Source organism: Thalassolituus pacificus (genome assembly GCF_025318105.1).
Taxonomy (GTDB): Bacteria; Pseudomonadota; Gammaproteobacteria; order Pseudomonadales; family Oceanobacteraceae; genus Venatoribacter; species Venatoribacter pacificus.
This window is the reverse complement of record NZ_JAOANI010000014.1, coordinates 332,989-351,964: the sequence shown is the minus strand read 5'-3', so window position 1 is coordinate 351,964 and position 18,976 is coordinate 332,989. Positions and strand designations below refer to the sequence as shown.

Here is an 18,976-nt window from a genome sequence, read left to right as displayed (position 1 = left end):
ATATGAAAAAGCTCTAAGGTAAGGCCTCAGCTGTCACTACAGGAAGTCATACCGTGAAAAAACTGCTGATATCTGCCGCAGTGGTGGTGGCTGTTGTCGCCGCGTTTATCCTGCGCCCGGCCAAGCCGATTGAAGTACGCATGGCCAAAACCAGCCAGGGTCTGGTTGAAGCTCTGGTCTCTAATACCCGCTCCGGCACGATTAAAGCCTGCCAGCGCTCCCGCCTTTCTCTGGCGTTGGGTGGCCAGGTTAACCATCTGTATGTTGATCAGGGCGATAAAGTCGAATCCGGTACATTATTGCTGGAATTATGGAACGACGATTTAAAAGCCGCTCTCGAACAAAGCAACGCTCAGGTGCGCATGGCCGAACTGAATAAAGCGTCCGCCTGTCGCCAGGCGCAGGCTGATCAGCGTGAGGTAAAACGTCAGCGGGAATTATTTAATAAAAACCTCTCCTCCCCTGAACAGCTCGACCGTACAGAAACCAGTGCCGAAATTACCCGTTTAAGTTGCCAGCAGAATGAGGCGCAGGTGCAGAACGCCAAAGCCAATGTCGCCGTGCAACAGGCGCGACTGGCGCAAACGCAATTGCGCGCGCCGTTTGCCGGTATTGTCGCTGAGGTCAATGGTGAAGTCGGCGAATACGCCACGCCGTCACCACCGGGTGTGGCCACCCCGCCCGCGATTGATCTGATTGATGATCGTTGCCTGTACGTTCGCGCCCCCATTGACGAAGTTGATGCGTCGATTATCCGCGTCGGCATGGCCGCACGGGTCACACTGGATGCTTTCCGTGATCAGGCCTTTACCGGCAAGGTCAGCCGCATAGCCCCTTACGTGGAAGATAAAGAAAAACAGGCACGCACCGTGAATGTGGATGTCACCCTCGATGCCCTGCCCGACGATGTGCAGTTGCTGGTAGGCTACAGCGCTGATATTGAAGTCATTACCGCAGCCAACCCGCAAACGCTGCGCATTCCGAGTGAAGCGCTGCTCGAAGGCAATCATGTGCTGACGTTGGCCGACGACGGTAAAACCCTGCAGAAAAAAGCGCTGACGCTGGGCCTGAGCAACTGGACCTGGACGGAAGTCAGCGCCGGTTTAACCGCAGAACAACCGATTCTGGTTTCGCTGGATAATCCGGCCGCCGTTGAAGGCGCAGAAGTGACGGTTATCGACGACGATAAGCGTCAGGCAGATCAGCCATGAGCCAGGCCAAATCTGCAGCCGCAGCCAACACCGCGCTCATTCACGTTCAGGCGGTTAATAAAACCTTCCTGCTCGGTGATGAGCCGGTGCATGCGCTGAATGATATCAACCTGAGTATTCAGGCCGGTGAGTATTTATCGGTAATGGGCCCTTCCGGTTCCGGTAAATCCACCCTGCTGAATATGCTCGGCCTGCTCGATGTACCCGATAACGGCCAATACTGGCTGAACGGTGCCGATACCGTGCCCATGAACGAAGAACAACGTGCAGTTTACCGCCGCAGCCATATCGGTTTTGTTTTTCAGTCGTACCATTTAATTCCGCGTTTAAGTGCCAGCGAAAATATCGAGCTGCCGTTAATTCTCGCCGGTATTGCGCCGGCAGAACGCAAACGCCGGCTGGCACCCGTTATTGAGCGTCTGGGTCTGGGCAGCCGTGCCGGACATTTGCCCAATCAGTTATCCGGCGGCCAGCGCCAGCGCGTAGCCATTGGCCGCGCCATTATTATGAAACCGCGCATGCTGTTGGCTGATGAACCAACCGGCAACCTCGACAGCCAATCCGGGGCTGAAGTGGTGCAACTGCTGGAAGAGCTGAACAACGACGGCATTACGTTGGTGGTGGTCACCCACGATGCCGATCTTGGCCGCCGCGCCAGCCGCCGCATACGCATGGTGGATGGCGTTATCGTTAACGACGAGCGCACGCCTTCTTCAGACACTCAAAGCCGTACCGATCAGAGCGACGCGCCATGATCCGCACCCGCGACCAGCTTAATTTCAGCATCCGCGCCCTGCTGCGCCAGCGCTTCCGCACGCTGATGCAGCTGATTGCGATGTCGATTGGTGTGCTGGCGGTGGTGTTATTAACCGGCCTCGGCGAAGGCGCGCGCCAGTATGTGCTGGGCGAGTTTTCGGTACTGGGCAAAGACATTCTGATTATGCTGCCGGGGCGCAAAGAAACCTCCGGCGGTATGCCGCCTATGACTGGCGAAGGCACGCGCGATATCACCCTGCAGGATGCCCAGAGCCTGCTGCGCCTGCCCGAAGTAGAGCGTATTGCTCCGCTGGTCGTCGGTAATGCCGAAATATCGCGCGGCGCACGCAGCCGTGAAACTCTGGTACTGGGTACCAACAGCACTTTCTTCGATATCCGCCATATTCAGCTGGCACACGGCCAGATTCTGCCGGAGCTGCCACTCGATCAGCCAAGCCCGGTCTGTGTGATCGGCACCACATTAAAACAAGAACTGTTTGCCGCCGAACCAGCACTTGGCCAGTGGGTTGGCATCGACACATACCGCTGCCGGGTGATTGGCATTCTGGCCGATACCGGCACCGGTCTGGGCATGAACATGAGCGAAGCGCTGATGATGCCAATTGCCAGCAGCATGCAACTGTTTAATACCGAAGGCGTGTTCCGGGTGATGATTGATGTGCGCTCGGCGATGGGCATGGGCGTGTTAAGCCGCCAGATTGAAGACATTATGCGCGAGCGCCATGACGGCCAGCTCGATGTCACCCTGATTACCCCGGACTCCCTGCTCAAGGCTTTCGACAATATTCTCTCGGTGCTGACCTTTGCCATTGCCGGTATCGGCGCCATCAGCCTGTTTGTTGCCGGGGTACTGATTATGAACATGACGTTGATTACGGTATCCCAGCGCACGGCCGAAATCGGGCTACTCAAGGCACTGGGCGCATCCAGCCGTGAGGTACGCCAGTTGTTTGTCACCGAAGCGGTGATGCTGTCGTTAGTCGGCGCGCTGCTTGGCACCCTGCTGGCCGAAATTCTGTTATGGCTGGCGCGCATTCAATACCCGGAAATTCCCTTTGCTGCGCCTCTTTGGGCCACGGCAGCGGCAACCGCCATTGCCGTTGGCTGCGGCTTTTTGTTTTCCTGGATTCCCGCCAGCCGCGCCGCACACATGGCACCGGTTACCGCCCTGCAAAATCAGAATGGTAAATAGGAGGCCCAATGCACAGTGCTGACTGGTTACATCTGGTGTTTTCATCCGTGCGCTACAACCCGCTGAAAAGCCTGCTCACCGCACTGGGTATTGCCATTGGTATTGCTGCCGTTACCCTGCTGACCTCGCTGGGTGAAGGTGTGCGCACCTATGTGATGGATAATTTCTCGCAGTTTGGTACGCGCATTATCGCCGTTAGCCCCGGTAAGAACGACACCGCCGGAATGGGCGGCGTGCTTAACTCGGTGCGCCTGCTCACCCTGGATGACTATCAAAGCCTGATCAACCTGCCCTACGCCGAACATGTGGTCGCCAGTGTACAGGGCACCGGCCCGATTGAATTTGGCGAGCGGGTACGCAATACCGATATTTATGGCACCACACCGAGCATGGTGCAGGCCTGGGACTTTCCGCTGGCCAGTGGGCGCTTTCTGCCGCAAACCCAGGGCGGGAATTCGCGTGCCTTTGTCGTGCTCGGCCACAAGGTCTGGCAGGAATTATTTAAAGGCAGTAATGCACTGGGGCAGTTTATCCGCGTCGGTGGCCAGCGCTTTCGCGTCATTGGTGTGATGAAACCCAAAGGCAGCATGCTCGGTTTTGACCTAGACGATATGGTCTACATTCCTGCAGACCGCGCGCTGACACTGTTTAACCGCGAAGGTCTGATGGAAATTGACGTAGTGTTTTCGGCAGCAACAACGTCGGAAAACATGCGCGAGATCGTACGCAAACGACTGGTAGAACGTCACGGTCAGGAAGATTTTACCGTCGTCACCCAGGACGAAATGCTGGAAAGCCTGAACAGTATTTTATCGGTGCTGACGCTGGGCGTTGCCGCGCTGGGCTCCATCTCATTACTGGTCGGCGGTGTCGGCATTTTCACCATCATGACCACCAATGTGCGCGAGCGTACGCCGGAAATCGGCCTGCTTCGCGCCATTGGCATTTCACGCCAGCAACTGCTCAGCCTGTTTCTTGGTGAGGCCGTATTATTATCGGTTATCGGCGCCCTCGCCGGTATGTTTGGCGCACTCGCGTTACTGGCGATAACCAGCCTGCTGATACCAGACTTTCCGGTGCAGCCAAGCCCACTGTATCTGATTATTTCGTTGATATTTTCGGCACTGATTGGCCTGTTCGCCGGCATTGGACCCGCCTGGCAAGCGGCTAAATTAAGCCCGATTGAGGCGCTGAGGGATGAGTAAAGGTGGGATCGCTGACCTCCAGCAGAGTCTGATTCGCCACTCCAAACGGCACATGCACCATGGCCAGGTCTTTGGCTTTAAGGTGGTCTAATTGATCATCGAAGAAGATATGAGGCTTGAGTACATTCAGAATCCGGCGTTTATCCATGCCACCGAGAAAGAAGGTTTCATTAGCCTCAACCCCCCAGCTCTTTAATGTGGTAATCACCCGTTCGTGGGCAGGAGCATTGCGGGCGGTAATAATGGCCGTGCGCAGCAAACGCTGATAATTCGGATTTTTAGCACGCAGCCTGTCTTCCAGTTCCTGCAGTTTCGACAACTTACGAAATAAATCCGCCAACAAACCCGGATTATGTTCTTTCTCGGAGTGCAGTGCTTCGTATTCATGGAAGCGCTCTAACCCTTCCTGTTTGAACACGGTTTCCGCTTCGTCATCCGCCAGTACACCGTCAAAGTCGAACGCGATACGCAGCTCTTTATCATCCTGCTGATCGGTTACCGCACCGGGTAACAGTAAGCCCGCGGGCGAACCCGCAGCCACCGCTGAACGTACATCCTCTTCATTACCTGACAAAAACAACGATGCATTAAACGCCGGAATATACGGAAAGGGAGATGCACCACCAGTAAAAGCGGCGCGGGAAATATCGAGTCCATAATGAGCAATCGAGCGGAACACGCGCCGCCCGGTTGCTGTGGAGTTACGCGACAGCAATACCACCTCCACCGGAGTTTCTTGCGGAAAATGCTGGTTAAATGCAAGAAAGCGGCGAATAAACGGAAACGCCACTCCCGTGCCAAGCACGATATTCAGCTGCTCTTCCTGAAACTGCTTATAGGCTGCCGGGCCTTGCTCTCGGAATACCTTGTCAGATTCCGATAAATCAAACAGCGCACTGGAAGATACGGCGATAACGAGCTTATCTTCGATGGGGAATGGCATCAGTTACTCCAGATTATGTCAGCATTTTTTTCAGCTAAAAGAGTCTGAATCTGCTGCTTAACCGTATGCGCCTCTTCAAACGAACAGTACCCCAGACTAACCTTGTCGGCAGCTGTTCCTTTAGGTGTCGCCTCCGCAAAACCGTGACCTGCCTTCACTGCCCCAGTATCAGTAATGAGGTATCTGTCGTGAAAGAATTTATCCGGAACTTTCACCCATTCACATTTGAAAGTATCTGACACCAGGCTTTCATATTCCCGCATCCATACAGCTTCGGGTGAAGCACAATCGCAAGCGGTAATAACCCTCAACTGGGTACACCCAACAGTTGCTGCTGTACGAATTAGGGCTGCAAGAACTTGGTTTGATCCCAAATTAAAATAGTTATCTACTAACCACACTTCCCGACTGATTCGAAGCAATGGCTCAAGCGCAGCAACGATGTCTGCAACTGTACGATCCACCGAATAACTCGGTGATATCTGCCAATCCTGAACCGACGACAACTGAGTGAAATCATAAGCCAGTGGTGGATTGGGCGCTGGTGCAATAGAAACATCGAATTTACGGATAGATTGCTGCCCGAGCCACCAATCGTTCCAAATTGGTACCTCTGGATCGATTTCACGATTGAGTGGCAAAAGTATTTGCCGATCCTTTAGTTCAACCTTACCTCTGGCTTTGTTTAACCAACTTTTAATTGTTTTAGCCAGAACAGGTTTAAGTTCATCTGCAGATTGTGCAGCTTTCACTGCCGCCATTGCATCGTTAAGCCAATGCTGTCTGTCGGCAACCAAATAGCGGCCTTTTTCAAAACCAAACTGTTCTCGTAACGCGAAAAAGCAATCACTATCTGCCATACAGGCAGGATCAACCGCAACCTCCTTGTACATCAGAACAACTCCTCGTCTCGCTCATCGAAAAAGCCACCGGGCCAGTTGTGTTCGAAGTCACCATCTTCCGTTACTATCTGACGTTCACTGACTACGCCATTTTCGTCAGCACTTAGGTACACCACAGCAATCTGATCGGGCGTTATGCCATTTTTTTCACGAATACGTCGCAGTAATCGCAACACCAAATGCTCGCTGTGGGTTTCGATCAGAAAGCTGCGGTCTTTACTACAACTCAGGAACAAATCTCCAAGCTCTACCTGAAACCGTGGATGCAGATGTAACTCAGGCTGTTCCACACTGATAAGCTGAAGATGCTCATGTAGAGCCGCTGCCAATACCGGTATGACTTGCGAAATACCGGTGCCCAGTTGGCTTGCTGCTAACGGGTATTGCTTACCCTTTTCGACAAATAGCAGGTGACGTTTACGCACAAGATAATGACTGTCATCTTCGTAGCATTCGCCATTGTTTAAAGATTCAAATAACGACCAGTTCTTCAACTCATAGCCGGTATTCAGCTTATCTTCATCGCTCAACCAGCGGTTGCACTCCCGAACAAGACGCTGATTCGCGTCATTGGTTTTCGGGTTTCTGTGCAGCAAATCCCAAGCAGCTCGTCCATCCGCCCAATTCCGTTGCTCGGGGTTTGGGTTAGGCACATAGTCAAAATCCGGAATCACCCGAACGGGTCCGATGGCTACATAAGATTTCAGGAAACGACGAGCCAGATTGATGGGTTCGAGAAATGCAAATGTTAGAAAGTTGGTGACCATCAGGTAATTGAGGTGATCCTGACTTGGTTCCAGCTCGCTGTATCTCAGGTTTGTTTGCAGCACACTTGCTTGCTCAGGTATTGCTCCCCATTGACACTTTACGCCTATATCCCGGCCATAAGGTCTGACTCCCTCATAGGAAAGACTACTGAGCCCTGGGGTCTTGGTGAAACGCCCTGGAATCAGCTCATCCAACACAGATTCCAGACGGGTATTGCTCAATTCAGGAATATCTTCAGCGGCTGTATTAAATTCCTCCAGCCAATCTTCAGGGGTCAGCTGTAGTTGCGCGTGTTCAGTTTCCGTTAACGCCAGAGGATGCAACAGGTTGAGCTGGGAAATAAGCGTTTGCTTGCCATCGTCACTGCTGGATATCCGCCCCATAAACTGTTGATTAATCCATACCTGATAGCTCTGAACATAGGCTTGCTCCAGCATGTGCGACCAGGCAACTGTAATTTCTAAGGCAAAATGCTCTACAGAACCTGCAAAATCGGTCAGCTGTAGCGGTTCGCCATTGAATCGCTGAGCGAGATATTCGAAGTCTTCGTCAAACGATGGATAAATGGTATTGCCAAGCTCCAGATCCAACCGGATTCCGATGGGTCTATTCAGATCGCCACCATTAACCAAGGAACGGAATCCACCAATAGATTTATCGCCCAGCGCATCCAGCTTCTGCGGATCGCAATGGCCCTTCTCCAGAATCTGCTGCACATAGGCCAGAGCCATCAGGACTGAACTTTTACCGACACTATTAGGGCCAAACAGCAAGGTCACTGGCGCAATGTCAATTTCCTGCCGATCTTTAAATGACCGGAAGTTGGTTAGGGAAATTTTTGTAATTCTCATAGTTCGCTACTCAGTTGCCCGCTCTCTGACATGGATTCCAAGAATCCAACCGTTGGTTTTGCCTGTAATAGCCCCGATCTGGCTTTGGCTTGAGATCGGGAAAACCCCTCACTGCTGTGTGTTCCAGCTGACAAATATTCCTGAGCTATTCACGCAAGTTCAACAGGAGCTCATCACTCCAGATAGCAGCAATAGAATCACTTTCTGTTTGCTGGTGCATGAACAGGTAGTCCGGTGGAAACTCAAAGGCCAGTCGGTCGTCTGCATCGCACTGTTGCGCGATGAACTTTTCTGCGCTTTTTAACCATGTATCCCGATAACGCGCCTTTTTCTGTGATACCGAAAGGCTTTCCGATTCAAAACTATGTAACGACTGGTCGATATCCAGAATCCGGATCTCAAAGCGTTCGGGCAGCGCGTCCCGGCTTGTTGCTTCGCCGTCATTCAAACCTGACGGCTCTTCCTGCAGCAAGCCTTCTTCCTGCAGCCATAATTTATAACAGCGTTCCCAGGTATCGCTGTCGGTCACAATACACACGTCAACCGCCGGTGTAAGGTGCTGGGATTTTGCCAACAAGGTAAAGAGTTCGAGTTTGGCTTTGAGGTGTTCGGCACCTTGCCAAAAGCTGCGCAGGCGAACGAGATCTAGCCGCCAGCCGATGACCGGATTATTTACCGTTTTGCTCATGCCCGACCCAATCCAGCCAGACTGAAGCCGTCTATATCGCTGTTATCGGTCTTAACATCGCCGCTCTCAAAGAACATGGCCAACACTTCGGGGATGGTCGATTGGCCATCGTCATAACCACCGATGATGCCCGTAATAAGTCCGTCGATGGGTATAGCCCCGGTGGCACGGTAGCCGCGAACATGGCTGAGTTTGACGGACTTTAAGTGCATGATGATTTCCTTATCTACCGCTGGCCGGAGACCAATGCGACCGGATCACATTGGCACAGCCGCAGGCTGGGGCAAAGCCACGAGCACAGGGATGTGCGAGTGAATGCTTTTGGCTTTTCACAGTTCGCCCCGGAAGGCTTTTTGGCTAATAGAGTCAAAAATAGTCTCCTCACTGAACTTTAATGAAACAGCCTTAGCAGCCAAAACTTTTTCTTTAATTACTGCAAATCGTTTAAGCGCAAGCTCACTTGGGACAGGAACCTGAATATTTCCAACTATTGTCTTGTTCAAATTTGGCATGGTCGCACCCTGCGATTCCGACTCTAAATAACTTTTTATCGCCTCACTCGAGAGAAATTTATTCAGATACTCAGAAAATATGCCAACTTCGTTCGGCCTGATAAATAGGCTACCTGTTCCACACAACCAACCGCTTTCCTTTTCAGTGACAACTGCACAACGCCCCATCTCACCTCTTCGCCCCATGATAATATCCCCTACCATAAGGTGATATTCGGGCAGCTCTGCATGCTTCTCCGCCGAAATTGTCAGATCACTTTTAGGAGCAATCTGTCCTTTAACAATATGAGTAGGATTAACAAGAGGAATGCCACCTTCGATGTAATCCTCTTTATGTAACTGAGTTCCAAATGGGCCAATTTGTATTGTAGATATATCCTTCAGCGCCTTAACCTCCCACCTCTTCGGATTGGTCACCGGGTCGCCAAACATGTCCAGAAACACGGCGCGGAGGAAGTCGTCAGCGAGCTGGATGGCTTGCTGGCGTTTGCGGCGGATGGCGTCGGCCTTGTCGAGGATGGCGGCGATGCGCTTTTGTTCGGCTAGCGGTGGGAGGGGGATTTCAGAATCATAGAAATCATCCCGATTCAGACCAGGTATAGAAGTAGTAATAGTCCTTTGAGACAGATTTGCCTTTTTTAAGGCGTAGTAGAGATAGCGGAGATCAACAGTATCTTTTTCTAAAAGTTCAAGATAATAAGCAGTATCAATTATCCAGCCGCCATTTGGTGCCCAAATAACTTCACCAACCGAACCTTTTCTTCCGACAATAAGCGTTGGGTAATTAATCAAAGCTTCAGAATGAACACCAACTTGGCCAGAACTACCGAATACTTCGAATGAACCCGACTCATCTCTGAATTCTTTCTTCAAAGCTTTCCCATAGTGAGCCTTAGCTATGTCTCTGACCTTCACCATCGGCCACGTCACAGCATCCCCTCCAGCTCATCCAGGTCACTGAGAATTTCGTTTTCCAGTTCCTTCAGGCGTTTCAGAATGTCTTTCGGGTCTTCGTATTCTTCCTGTTGGTACACCACTTCTTTATAGCGGTTGATGCTGAGGTCGTATTTGTTAGCGCGGATGTCGTCGGCGCTGACAATAAATGCCTTTTGGGTTTTGTCGCTGAATTCGTCAGACGTCGGACGTCCGGCGTCTGACGCTAAACGCCCCGCCATATACTGCTTCCACTTAGCTATGGCATCCGGCAGGTCATTGCTGTTTTCGCCTTTTAATGGCGTGCGTTTGTCATCGAGAGAGAAACCATCAGCTGCCAGATCGTAAAACCAGACGTTATCGGTACGGCCACCTTTGGTAAAAAAGATAATGGCGGTACTGACGCCGGCGTAGGGTTTAAATACCCCGGATGGCAGGCTGAGAATACCTTCGAGCTGGTTGTTGTCGAGTAATTCGGCGCGCAGTTGCTGGTGTGCCTTACTGGAGCCGAACAGAACGCCGTCGGGTACGATCACGGCGGCACGGCCACCGAGTTTAAGCATGCGTAAAATCAGGGCAATAAACAGCAGTTCGGTCTTTTTGGTTTTAACCTTTTTTAAGATATCCGGTGATACGTCGCCTTCGTCTAGGCTGCCTTTAAACGGCGGGTTGGCCAGAATCAGGTCGAAGCCCTGTTCTGCTTCTTGCGGGAAGCGTTCTTTAAAGCGCTGGCTGAGGGTATCCTGATAATGAATATCGGGTTCGGCCACGCCGTGCATCACGAGGTTCATGGCGGCGATGCGCAGCATGGTGGCGTCAAAGTCGAAGCCGTGGAACATATCGGTGTCGATGTGTTTACGGTGCTCACCCAGTAAGTCGCCGGTGTACAGCACCTGCTCCAGGGTTTCGCCTTTGTCGTCGGTAACGCTGCTGCGGATGGTGCCTTCGGCGGAGGAGTATTTCTCCAGCATGAATTCGTAGGTGGTGCTTAAAAATCCGGCGGTGCCACAGGCAGGGTCGCAGATGCGGTCGGTGGCTTGCGGGTCCATCATGTCGATCATGGCGCGGATAATATGGCGCGGGGTACGGAACTGGCCGTTAATACCGGCGGTGGTGAGTTTACTGAGCAGGTATTCGTACAGGTCGCCTTTGGTGTCGGATTTATCTAACGGCAGGTCGTTGACCATCTCGACGGCCTTTACCAGCAGTGAGGGTTTTTGCACCATCAGCTGGGCGTCTTTCATAAATTCTGCAAACAGGCTGCCTTCCACACCGGCGGCGCTGTTTTTGAAGTAGGGAAACAACTCGTCTTTGACGGTGGCCATTAATTTATCGGCACTTTCAATATGAACCAGGTTGCTCCAGCGCAGGTGTTGTTGCTGGTCGTTAAAGCGGCGGTTAAAAGATTTGCCGGTGCGCTGGCTGCGTTTTTCGTCGCTGGTTTCGTTCATATCCAGCAGGCGGGCGTACATCAGAAAGGTGATCTGTTCGATGACGGTTAACGGGTTGGCGATGCCGCCAATCCAGAATTCTTCCCAGAGTTTGTCGATTTTGCTTTTCAGTTGGCCGGTAATCATGGCTGTTTGTGCTCTTAAATTCGTGTGTCAGTTGCTTGTGTCAGCCACTGCTTTGGCCGCGGGCTTACGCTGGCCGGATTGTACCGCAAAACCGGCAACAAACCGTGCGATGAGCGTGGCCTGTTCGTCTTTAAACAGGCCGTCGATGCCATCCTGATGCAGCTGGCTGAACGGCGCTTCGTACAGGCGCTCGACCGTCATGCTGCCGCTGCGGCAGATTTCGCTTTTCAGCAAGCTGATAAAGCGCTGTTGCAGGCTGTTGAGGTGGATATGGTGCTGCTGCAGAAAGTGGCTGAACTGCGCTTCGATGGCGTCACGGTCGAGGCCAATAATGGCGCGCAGCAGCTGGTCGATGCCAACGGCAGAATCGGGGAAGAATTCTTTCAGCAGGGTTAAATCGACCCGGCTGTTATTGGTGTGCACCATGGCGTTAAGGTCGTTTAATTCCTGCTCAGTAATGGCCTCCCCCGCCCGTATTTTCTTCAGGATCGGGTTGGTGGCAAACAGCGGCGTTAAGGTGGCTTCAACTTCGCGGCGGTAGATTTCGTAATCGACGGTGCGGATATTGGTTTTTACATCCGCTATTTCGTATAAACCTTCGTCTTCTTTGATATCGATGATGGGCGTAACGTCGACCGGCTCCGGGTTTACGCTTTTATCGCGCAGATGAATGACGCTGCGGATATCCTGGCGGGCATGTTCCAGCGCCTGCACCAGATTGCGGCTGCCCTGCTCTGCACTGCCTGACTGATCAGAGGCTTCGTTGTCTGGTTTCCAGAAGTCATCCTGTTGCAGCTTTGCGATGGTGGCGGCTTTGCTGCGCACCTGATTAAGGTGCATCGACAGGCTGCGTACTTTTTGCTGAATCGGCTGGCGGGTGTCGTCAATCAGCTTGGATTGATTTTTTGTGCGATTCAGCAGCTGGGCGTACTGGGCATTGACGATATCCAGATCGAAACGCAGGGCTTCGCCCTCTCCCTGAATATTGCGCCATTGCATCAGAGGGGCCATTTGCTCCAGCAGTGCGCTTTTGGTGGCGGGTGAAAACTGCAGCAAGAGTTCGCGGTTGGCGAGCTGTTCTTTTAAGCGCCAGTTATCGCGGATGGCGATGGTGTTGTCATTCAGGCTGTCGATGTCCTGTTTGATCAGGTCGATCATCAGGGTGAAGTCGCTGATGGCGCCTTGTTTAAGGGCTTCTTCGGCAAACATCAGGCGCGCTTCAAACAGCTTCTGCGCCAGTGATTTGGACGGACGCTGTTCTTCCTCATCGTGTTCGATATTGAAGTAGTCAAAATTACCCCAGTGGTCGAAGATCAGGAATTTTTCTTTATCGCGCGTGCTGCCGTCCGGGTTAAAACCAAACAGGCCTTTGCATAAACGCGTGCCACGGCCAACCATCTGCCAGAATTTGACCTTGGATTTTACCGGTTTGGCGAACACCAGGTTGAGTACCTCGGGTACGTCGATGCCGGTGTCGAGCATATCGACGGAAATGGCGATGGTGATCTGGCTGGCGCTGCCGTCGTTGAGTTTGAAGTCGTCAATCAGTTCTTCGGCGCGCTCGTATTTGCTGTGAATTACACGGCAGAAGTTGCCGGCGGAACCCTGAGCGAAATCCGGGTACATTTCGTTAAACAGCTCGTACAACAGCTCTGCGTGTTTGATGTTACGGGCAAAGATCATGGATTTGCCCAGGGTCTGACCGTCGGCCAGACGCAGGCCGTTTTCCATCAGGTTGCGCAGAATCGCGCGGTTGGTGTCTTTGTTGTAGATGGCCTTGTCGATGAGTTTGCTGTCGAAGTCGAGGGTGTTGGGGTCGATCCCCTGGTCTTCGAGTTGGGCGATCTGTTCGTCTGACAGGTTGTTACCCTTAATGCCCTCACGCAGAAACTGGGTGGTATGCGCGACGACTTTAAACGGCACCAGATTGCGGTCTTCAATGGCTTTTTCCAGCGGGTAGTTGGCGGTTGGCTGTTTGTAATCGCAGCCAAACAACTGACTGGTGGAACGGCTGATCATTTCAACCGGTGTAGCCGTAAGGCCAAGCTGAATGGCATCGAAATATTTGAACAGATCGCCATAAACGTTATAGATGGAGCGGTGCGATTCGTCGGCGATAATCAGATCGAAATACCCGACGTCGAAATTCTCCATAATGTTCATCATGCCGGGATAGGTGGAGATATAAATCCGCGCTTTGGTCATATCGGATTTTTTGCTTTTGCCCACCACATACACAGGCTCTGACATAAAGTCGGCGTAGGCATTGCCGGCCTGCTTGCGCAGCTCGGTGCGGTCACACAGGAACAGCACACGCTTGGCCCAGCCGGCTTCAATCATGCGTTTACTGAGTGCAATAGATACCCGGGTTTTACCAGTGCCGGTAGCCTGCACCACCAGCGCCTTACGGTGGTTATTGCTGTAGCGCTCGCACACGCGGGTGATGGCTTCAATCTGGTAATCGCGCCCGGCAATGCTGGTATCAATCGGAGTTTTGATCAGACTGTTTCGTTCGCTGCGCTGGCGAATAAGGTATTCCAGACTTTGTTTGGCGTAGTAGCCATAGAGCTTACGCGGCGCTTCGCCCTGGGCATCGTTCCAGAGGGTAATATCACGGCCATTGGTGTAAAAAATCAGTGGCCGCTGAGCGTATTCTTTCTCTAATGCGTCGGCATAGAGTTTGGCTTGCTGTTGGCCTTTCTGGCTGCTTTCGCGGGCGCGCTTGGCTTCGATCACCGCCAGCGGTTTACCGTTATCGCCCCAGAGAACGTAATCGCAATAGCCGATACCTGTGGTGGTCGGCTGACCACTGACCTGCACTTCGCGGCTGACCTGTTCGGTATCACCGTTTTTCAACAGGTCGATATCCCAACCGGCGGAGTACAGGTCCTGATCGATCATACGGCGTCGGGTTTCTTCCTCGTTGTAATCGAGGACGCTGCCTGCAGCCTGGTTACGCTGTTTCAGCTGTTCGAGGGATTCCACCAGCTGCAGATCTGCCAGTGCTCTATCTTTGGCCTGCAACTCTTGCTGCAGACGGGCGTTTTCGGCCTGCGCCTTAAGCTCAGCCTCCTTTACCGCCTCCAGCTCTTCCAGCGCCTGTTCCAGCCGCGCCTGATGCTTGGCCAGTTCGTTAGCAGAAGGCTGTTTGATTTGTTCAGGGGCTTTGAAAGGCGCTAAATCGCTTTTATTGCCCACGCCGGTGGATATCAGCAACCAGCCGGCGAGAATGTGTGCTTCTTTGAGCAGCCATAATGGATCGGAGTCGTTGAACTTACCTTCGTGAGCGGCGCGATTACCGACTTTGCGGATGGCGTGCAGCTTATCGACAATGCCGCGATCGACAATACTGGCGAAACTGTGGTTATTCAGACGATCGATAAAGTTTTCGTTCGGGTATGACGGAATTTGATAGCGGTCGAATACCACCCCTACCAGTTTCTCGGCGAAGCAGCGTAATTTAACCAGCGCACTTTGTGGGTCGCTGTGGGCGTAGGCTTCGGCATGGGCGGCGAGATTGGCAAGATCCTCCCAGTGGGGGCGGAGGTTTTCGAAATTGATCGATTCCTGATATACCTGAGTCATCTTTACTGCTTCTTCCTTTGCTATTCAGCCGCCAGTGTTTTGTCGGTTGCCTCTACCAGGTTTTTAAAAAAGGTTACGCACTTTTTCATATCTTCTCGACTGACAAGATGACCGGATTGTTTGTCCATCACCGAGCGGTGAACCGCATCACCACGCTTTTTGATCCACTCATCGAGGCGGACCGTTGAGGTTTTGCTCTCAAAGCCCGCCCAATTCCAACCGGCTGTTACATCAATATTCAAAAAACGCTCAAACAGCTCTTTGGTTTTTCTGGTATTTGGCGTATGAAAATATTTCAGCTCTCTTTTGAGCGTTTCTGTAACGAAACGTGCAACCTGAGATCCATCCAAAGTCCGCATTTGGTTTTGAAGCACTTCGGTAATCCGATCTTCAACATAGGTTTCCCAAGCGGTTAACGACATAATCAGTGCAGCGCGTTTCAATTCTTCCGGATCACGGTTGTCGATTCGATCCCGATTGAGCTTATCATAGGCATCCAGTATGCGTTCTGCATCCTGAATGGCGATATCAAAATTGTCTCTGGCCTTGGACATAGATATTCCTGAAATTAATAACTACACGAGTTCGGTTGTAAATCAATCCAGCGGGAAAAACGATGCAGCGGATCGCATATACGGCTCATTGAACGGTCGGCATTACCGATCAAAGTGCCGTGAACGGACAATGATCTATTATCTCTAGCACCTTGTATTTTCTTAACCAAATCCTGCGACACCGGAAACGCGCCATCACTGACAATCATTATGTCTGCTTTTTCCCACTGTTCCTTCTCAGATTTTTCCAGCGCTAAGCGTAAGGGGCCTTCCGCATCCGTACCGCCACCAAATGACATTGATAAAAACAGAATCATACGCTCAAAACCATCTTTAGTTGGGGTCAACTCCAGCTCTTCAACTTCGCCGCGACTACCGAACAAATAAACAAAACAGGCACGCTTTTCCTTTTTGGCAACAGACAAGCATTCAAGAACCAAAGCCTTGGCAATGTTCTCTGGTGTGCCATGCATTGAACCAGAAGTATCAAGACAAACAATCATCGGGCCACAATGTTTATTAGCCTGCTTACCGGGTTTTTCTTCACGAATTTTCTGTTCCTTCTCAAACTCCTGACTCAGCAATTCAGTGCCTTCAACGGCATAGCTCAGCAAAGCATGTTCCGCCCGACGGGCGTGCCAGAGTTTTTTGAGCACAGGATGCCCAAGAAATGCAGCCTCCTGAGGCAGCATGCGACTGATTGAATCTGAGCGTGTTATTCCTTTTGTTTCCATAGGTACTAGAGGGGTAGAGACTTCGATTTCACGACGAGCTAAAAAGCTCATGTGGGAAATAATTTCTTCGATAACGGGCTCTCCGTCGCAATCTTTCATGCGCCCCAGCGTTTCAATCACTTCGCGTAATTGAGGCAATTGCTCGACTAGCCTGTGTAAGCGCACCAGATTCATCCAGCCGTGGCTCTGCAAAACGCCTTTCGATAGATCCCAACCAAGCCCAGTGATCATACCAAGGTCATTAAAAACACTTTCGAGCTGCTGCCATACGGCTAATCTCTCATCCCACTCATCTGAGAAAAAGCCAACAGAACCTGTCAGCGATTCGAGCCACGCCATTAACTCACTCTCTGCCCGAATAGCTGCTGTTGCCTGTGCAGAAAGTGTTGCAGATTTCTTCTTTTGTTTTTTGCTTTTCTGGGCATCCACCCCCTGCTGAAGTGCCAGCAATTGCTTTTCTTTCTGCTCTTCGAAATGCTGCAGAGCCAATACGCGCTGAGTGCCCTGCTTACGCTCTAACGCAGTAATCAGGTCCAATACCAGAGCATCAGTCACGTCTTCATTGTCTTTGCAATAACGCGCTATACCCGATTGGTCAATGCGTTCCAGGATTATCTGCTGTACAGGTTCGGGCAACCAAGGGCATGGCGATACCTGTTCCGTTCCGGCTAACAGAGCCTGTCGCAGCTGAGTGAAGGACCGGCAACGATCTGCAAGCTCACCACCAGTATGAGTGACCACCGCAGGGAGAATGGAGTCTGGTAGTTGATCGATATAGCTGAACTGGTTGTCTAACTGATGCAGCATTGCTCCGGATACAAACATTTGCCCCTGAGCTTTAGGCAGAGCTTGTATATCAGTCACAAAGTTCACCTTCCATCACATCATCTTCAGCAGCATCGTCATCTTCAGCAGCAAGTGCCTCAAGAACGCTATCTTCGACAGGCAGGTTTTCAAAACCATTGATCAGCGCTTCAGCACTCTGGAGTAAGGTTTCTGTATGATCTTTAGCTTTGCTGATATTGGCTGTTATTACAGGCATTAGGGCTGGGTTAATCCAAAGATGCTCTGCAAAAACCTGATCAACCATTTCTAACTTTCCGCTGAGGCGCTCAATGTGATTTTCGATCTCCTTTTTTATAGAAGCCGCCCCATATACTCGCTCCTGAATATGAGATGCTGAGTATTGAATCGGTTCCATAATGGGGTCGTTAGGACGATCTATCATTACTGGTTTATTTTTTTGGTCATAGCTCCAACGTTTCTCGTCTGTTGTTTCACTATGGTTTTCATTTAGATAGAGCTTTTCACCATCAGAGTTGGTTTTCTGATACCGACCTGTTGAGTTGGTCGTCTGCTTACCATTGGGTGTTTTGTACAACAACTTACCATCAGCATTCATTTTTTGACGCCGCGCGTTGCTATCCTCTTTTAGCTTTGACTCCCAGGCCACCATCAATTTTTTTACGCGATCAACTGAAAAGTCGCCACTTACGGCAATCGCTTTTTCATACACCTGCTGCAACCCTTCCAACTGCTTTGGCTGTTGCCATAAACAGTGCGGCAAGATCCAGGCATCATAGTTCGACACCTGATTAAAACCTGAAGTAAAGGCCGAAACCTTCATCAGTTTAACCAGCTTGCGCCAGCGGCGGTCGGAAACATAAATGCTTTCCTGCTGCAGATAACGACGAAATTCGTTGCACAGTTCAATTACATCCGGCGTCAGTTCAACTTTTTCAGCCAACTGTTGCACTTGTGCCAGATCTTCAATTTTCAAGCGAGTGGATAAATCGGGATCACATGTTTCATTACCCAGTGTCAGCAAACCAGTGAAGCTGCTGTCAGACACAGGATGCACAAAACTACGCAGCATAAAACGGTCGTACAGGGCATCCAGCTCTTCGCCCTCTGGCAATTCATTACTGGCGGCTACCACCGAAATCAAAGGCACTGGATAGCGGCGATTACCGTTATCGAACTGACGTTCATTCAATAATGTCAGGAGGCTGTTCAGAATGGCGCTGTTGGCTTTGAATATTTCATCGATAAAGGCTACCGATGCTTCTGGCAGGTAACCGCTGGTTAAACGCTTGTACTGGTCCTGCTCCAGCGCCTGAATCGACAGTGGCCCAAAGACTTCTTCCGGCACGGAGAAGCGCGTCAGGAGTCTTTCGAAGTAATTAGCCTCGACAAAAACACTTTTGAGTCGTTTAGCCAGCTCACTTTTTGCAGTTCCGGGCGGTCCCAGCAGCAGCACATGCTCACCCGCCAATGCTGCCAGCAGAATCAGCTTTACCTGCTCAGTGCGTTCGAGCAGTCCCCTATTCATTTCACCAATTAGTTTGGCAATTTTCTTCTTTCGATCAGGCAGTGAGGCAATGATATTATTTTTCAATGTTCATTCCTTTGTTAATACTTTCTACTTCAGAGCAGTGCGAATTCAGTCAGTCTCCATGCGGTGCCTGACTTTCACGCCCGCACTAAAAATCACGAGTCGCATAAATATTCTTGCAGCGTGACAACCACACAGCGAATGCCATG

15 protein-coding genes are annotated in these 18,976 nt (G+C 51.3%); 4 read left to right on the top strand and 11 right to left on the bottom strand.

The window, feature by feature from the left end:
• Positions 1-53: 53 nt before the first annotated feature.
• From NYR02_RS06355 to NYR02_RS06340, 4 genes are read left to right on the top strand one after another with little or no spacing between them, the layout of a single operon-like run.
• Positions 54-1,211, top strand: coding sequence for an efflux RND transporter periplasmic adaptor subunit (locus NYR02_RS06355; RefSeq protein WP_260975531.1), 1,158 nt, complete (start codon positions 54-56; stop codon positions 1,209-1,211).
• A complete protein-coding gene (locus NYR02_RS06350) occupies positions 1,208-1,966 on the top strand; it encodes an ABC transporter ATP-binding protein (RefSeq protein ID WP_260975530.1) in 759 nt (252 codons plus the stop codon). Before NYR02_RS06355 ends, NYR02_RS06350 begins: the two co-directional genes overlap by 4 nt.
• On the top strand, positions 1,963-3,180 hold the full coding sequence (locus tag NYR02_RS06345) for an ABC transporter permease (protein ID WP_260975529.1): 1,218 nt from the start codon (positions 1,963-1,965) through the stop codon (positions 3,178-3,180). The genes NYR02_RS06350 and NYR02_RS06345 overlap by 4 nt, the downstream gene beginning before the upstream one ends.
• Before the next feature lie 8 nt (positions 3,181-3,188).
• Positions 3,189-4,385, top strand: a complete 1,197-nt coding sequence (locus tag NYR02_RS06340; protein ID WP_260975528.1) for an ABC transporter permease — start codon at positions 3,189-3,191, stop codon at positions 4,383-4,385.
• On the opposite strand, the gene NYR02_RS06335 is transcribed toward NYR02_RS06340, so the two are convergent.
• The 11 genes from NYR02_RS06335 to NYR02_RS06285 form a co-directional block, all read right to left on the bottom strand.
• The gene (locus NYR02_RS06335) at positions 4,348-5,328 is read right to left on the bottom strand and encodes a 5'-nucleotidase (RefSeq protein ID WP_260975527.1); all 981 of its coding nucleotides are present in this window, start codon (positions 5,326-5,328) and stop codon (positions 4,348-4,350) included. The genes NYR02_RS06340 and NYR02_RS06335 overlap by 38 nt on opposite strands.
• Positions 5,328-6,221 (bottom strand): hypothetical protein, encoded by an 894-nt coding sequence (locus tag NYR02_RS06330; protein WP_260975526.1) that lies wholly within the window; start codon positions 6,219-6,221, stop codon positions 5,328-5,330. The genes NYR02_RS06335 and NYR02_RS06330 overlap by 1 nt, the downstream gene beginning before the upstream one ends.
• Positions 6,221-7,849, bottom strand: a complete 1,629-nt coding sequence (locus NYR02_RS06325) for an AAA family ATPase (RefSeq protein ID WP_260975525.1) — start codon at positions 7,847-7,849, stop codon at positions 6,221-6,223. Before NYR02_RS06325 ends, NYR02_RS06330 begins: the two co-directional genes overlap by 1 nt.
• A 145-nt stretch (positions 7,850-7,994) precedes the next feature.
• Complete coding sequence (locus tag NYR02_RS06320) at positions 7,995-8,537, bottom strand: hypothetical protein (protein WP_260975524.1); 543 nt, start codon at positions 8,535-8,537, stop codon at positions 7,995-7,997.
• A complete protein-coding gene (locus NYR02_RS06315) occupies positions 8,534-8,749 on the bottom strand; it encodes a hypothetical protein (protein WP_260975523.1) in 216 nt (71 codons plus the stop codon). Before NYR02_RS06315 ends, NYR02_RS06320 begins: the two co-directional genes overlap by 4 nt.
• Before the next feature lie 117 nt (positions 8,750-8,866).
• Positions 8,867-9,979 carry a restriction endonuclease subunit S gene (locus tag NYR02_RS06310; protein ID WP_260975522.1) on the bottom strand — a complete coding sequence of 371 codons (1,113 nt, stop codon included), beginning with the start codon at positions 9,977-9,979 and terminating at the stop codon, positions 8,867-8,869.
• Positions 9,976-11,559, bottom strand: coding sequence for a type I restriction-modification system subunit M (locus NYR02_RS06305; protein ID WP_260975521.1), 1,584 nt, complete (start codon positions 11,557-11,559; stop codon positions 9,976-9,978). Before NYR02_RS06305 ends, NYR02_RS06310 begins: the two co-directional genes overlap by 4 nt.
• 27 nt (positions 11,560-11,586) lie before the next feature.
• Positions 11,587-15,144 carry a DEAD/DEAH box helicase family protein gene (locus NYR02_RS06300; protein WP_260975520.1) on the bottom strand — a complete coding sequence of 1,186 codons (3,558 nt, stop codon included), beginning with the start codon at positions 15,142-15,144 and terminating at the stop codon, positions 11,587-11,589.
• A gap of 20 nt (positions 15,145-15,164) precedes the next feature.
• A complete protein-coding gene (locus NYR02_RS06295; protein WP_260975519.1) occupies positions 15,165-15,698 on the bottom strand; it encodes a HEPN domain-containing protein in 534 nt (177 codons plus the stop codon).
• Positions 15,699-15,712: 14 nt separating this feature from the next.
• Positions 15,713-17,296: a VWA domain-containing protein gene (locus NYR02_RS19515; RefSeq protein WP_260975518.1), complete on the bottom strand. Its 1,584-nt coding sequence runs from the start codon at positions 17,294-17,296 to the stop codon at positions 15,713-15,715.
• The gene (locus NYR02_RS06285) at positions 17,289-18,830 is read right to left on the bottom strand and encodes an AAA family ATPase (protein WP_260975517.1); all 1,542 of its coding nucleotides are present in this window, start codon (positions 18,828-18,830) and stop codon (positions 17,289-17,291) included. Before NYR02_RS06285 ends, NYR02_RS19515 begins: the two co-directional genes overlap by 8 nt.
• Between the last annotated feature and the right edge of the window lie 146 nt (positions 18,831-18,976).

Bases quoted from the DNA above. Each gene is read 5' to 3' on its own strand.
- NYR02_RS06345 (WP_260975529.1), top strand. From the start codon at position 1,963: ATGATCCGCACCCGCGACCAGCTTAATTTCAGCATCCGCGCCCTGCTG.
- NYR02_RS06295 (WP_260975519.1), bottom strand. From the start codon at position 15,698: ATGTCCAAGGCCAGAGACAATTTTGATATCGCCATTCAGGATGCAGAA.
- NYR02_RS06315 (WP_260975523.1), bottom strand. From the start codon at position 8,749: ATGCACTTAAAGTCCGTCAAACTCAGCCATGTTCGCGGCTACCGTGCC.
- NYR02_RS06320 (WP_260975524.1), bottom strand. From the start codon at position 8,537: ATGAGCAAAACGGTAAATAATCCGGTCATCGGCTGGCGGCTAGATCTC.
- NYR02_RS06305 (WP_260975521.1), bottom strand. From the start codon at position 11,559: ATGATTACCGGCCAACTGAAAAGCAAAATCGACAAACTCTGGGAAGAA.
- NYR02_RS06325 (WP_260975525.1), bottom strand. From the start codon at position 7,849: ATGAGAATTACAAAAATTTCCCTAACCAACTTCCGGTCATTTAAAGAT.
- NYR02_RS06350 (WP_260975530.1), top strand. From the start codon at position 1,208: ATGAGCCAGGCCAAATCTGCAGCCGCAGCCAACACCGCGCTCATTCAC.
- NYR02_RS06330 (WP_260975526.1), bottom strand. From the start codon at position 6,221: ATGTACAAGGAGGTTGCGGTTGATCCTGCCTGTATGGCAGATAGTGAT.
- NYR02_RS06335 (WP_260975527.1), bottom strand. From the start codon at position 5,328: ATGCCATTCCCCATCGAAGATAAGCTCGTTATCGCCGTATCTTCCAGT.
- NYR02_RS06340 (WP_260975528.1), top strand. From the start codon at position 3,189: ATGCACAGTGCTGACTGGTTACATCTGGTGTTTTCATCCGTGCGCTAC.
- NYR02_RS06300 (WP_260975520.1), bottom strand. From the start codon at position 15,144: ATGACTCAGGTATATCAGGAATCGATCAATTTCGAAAACCTCCGCCCC.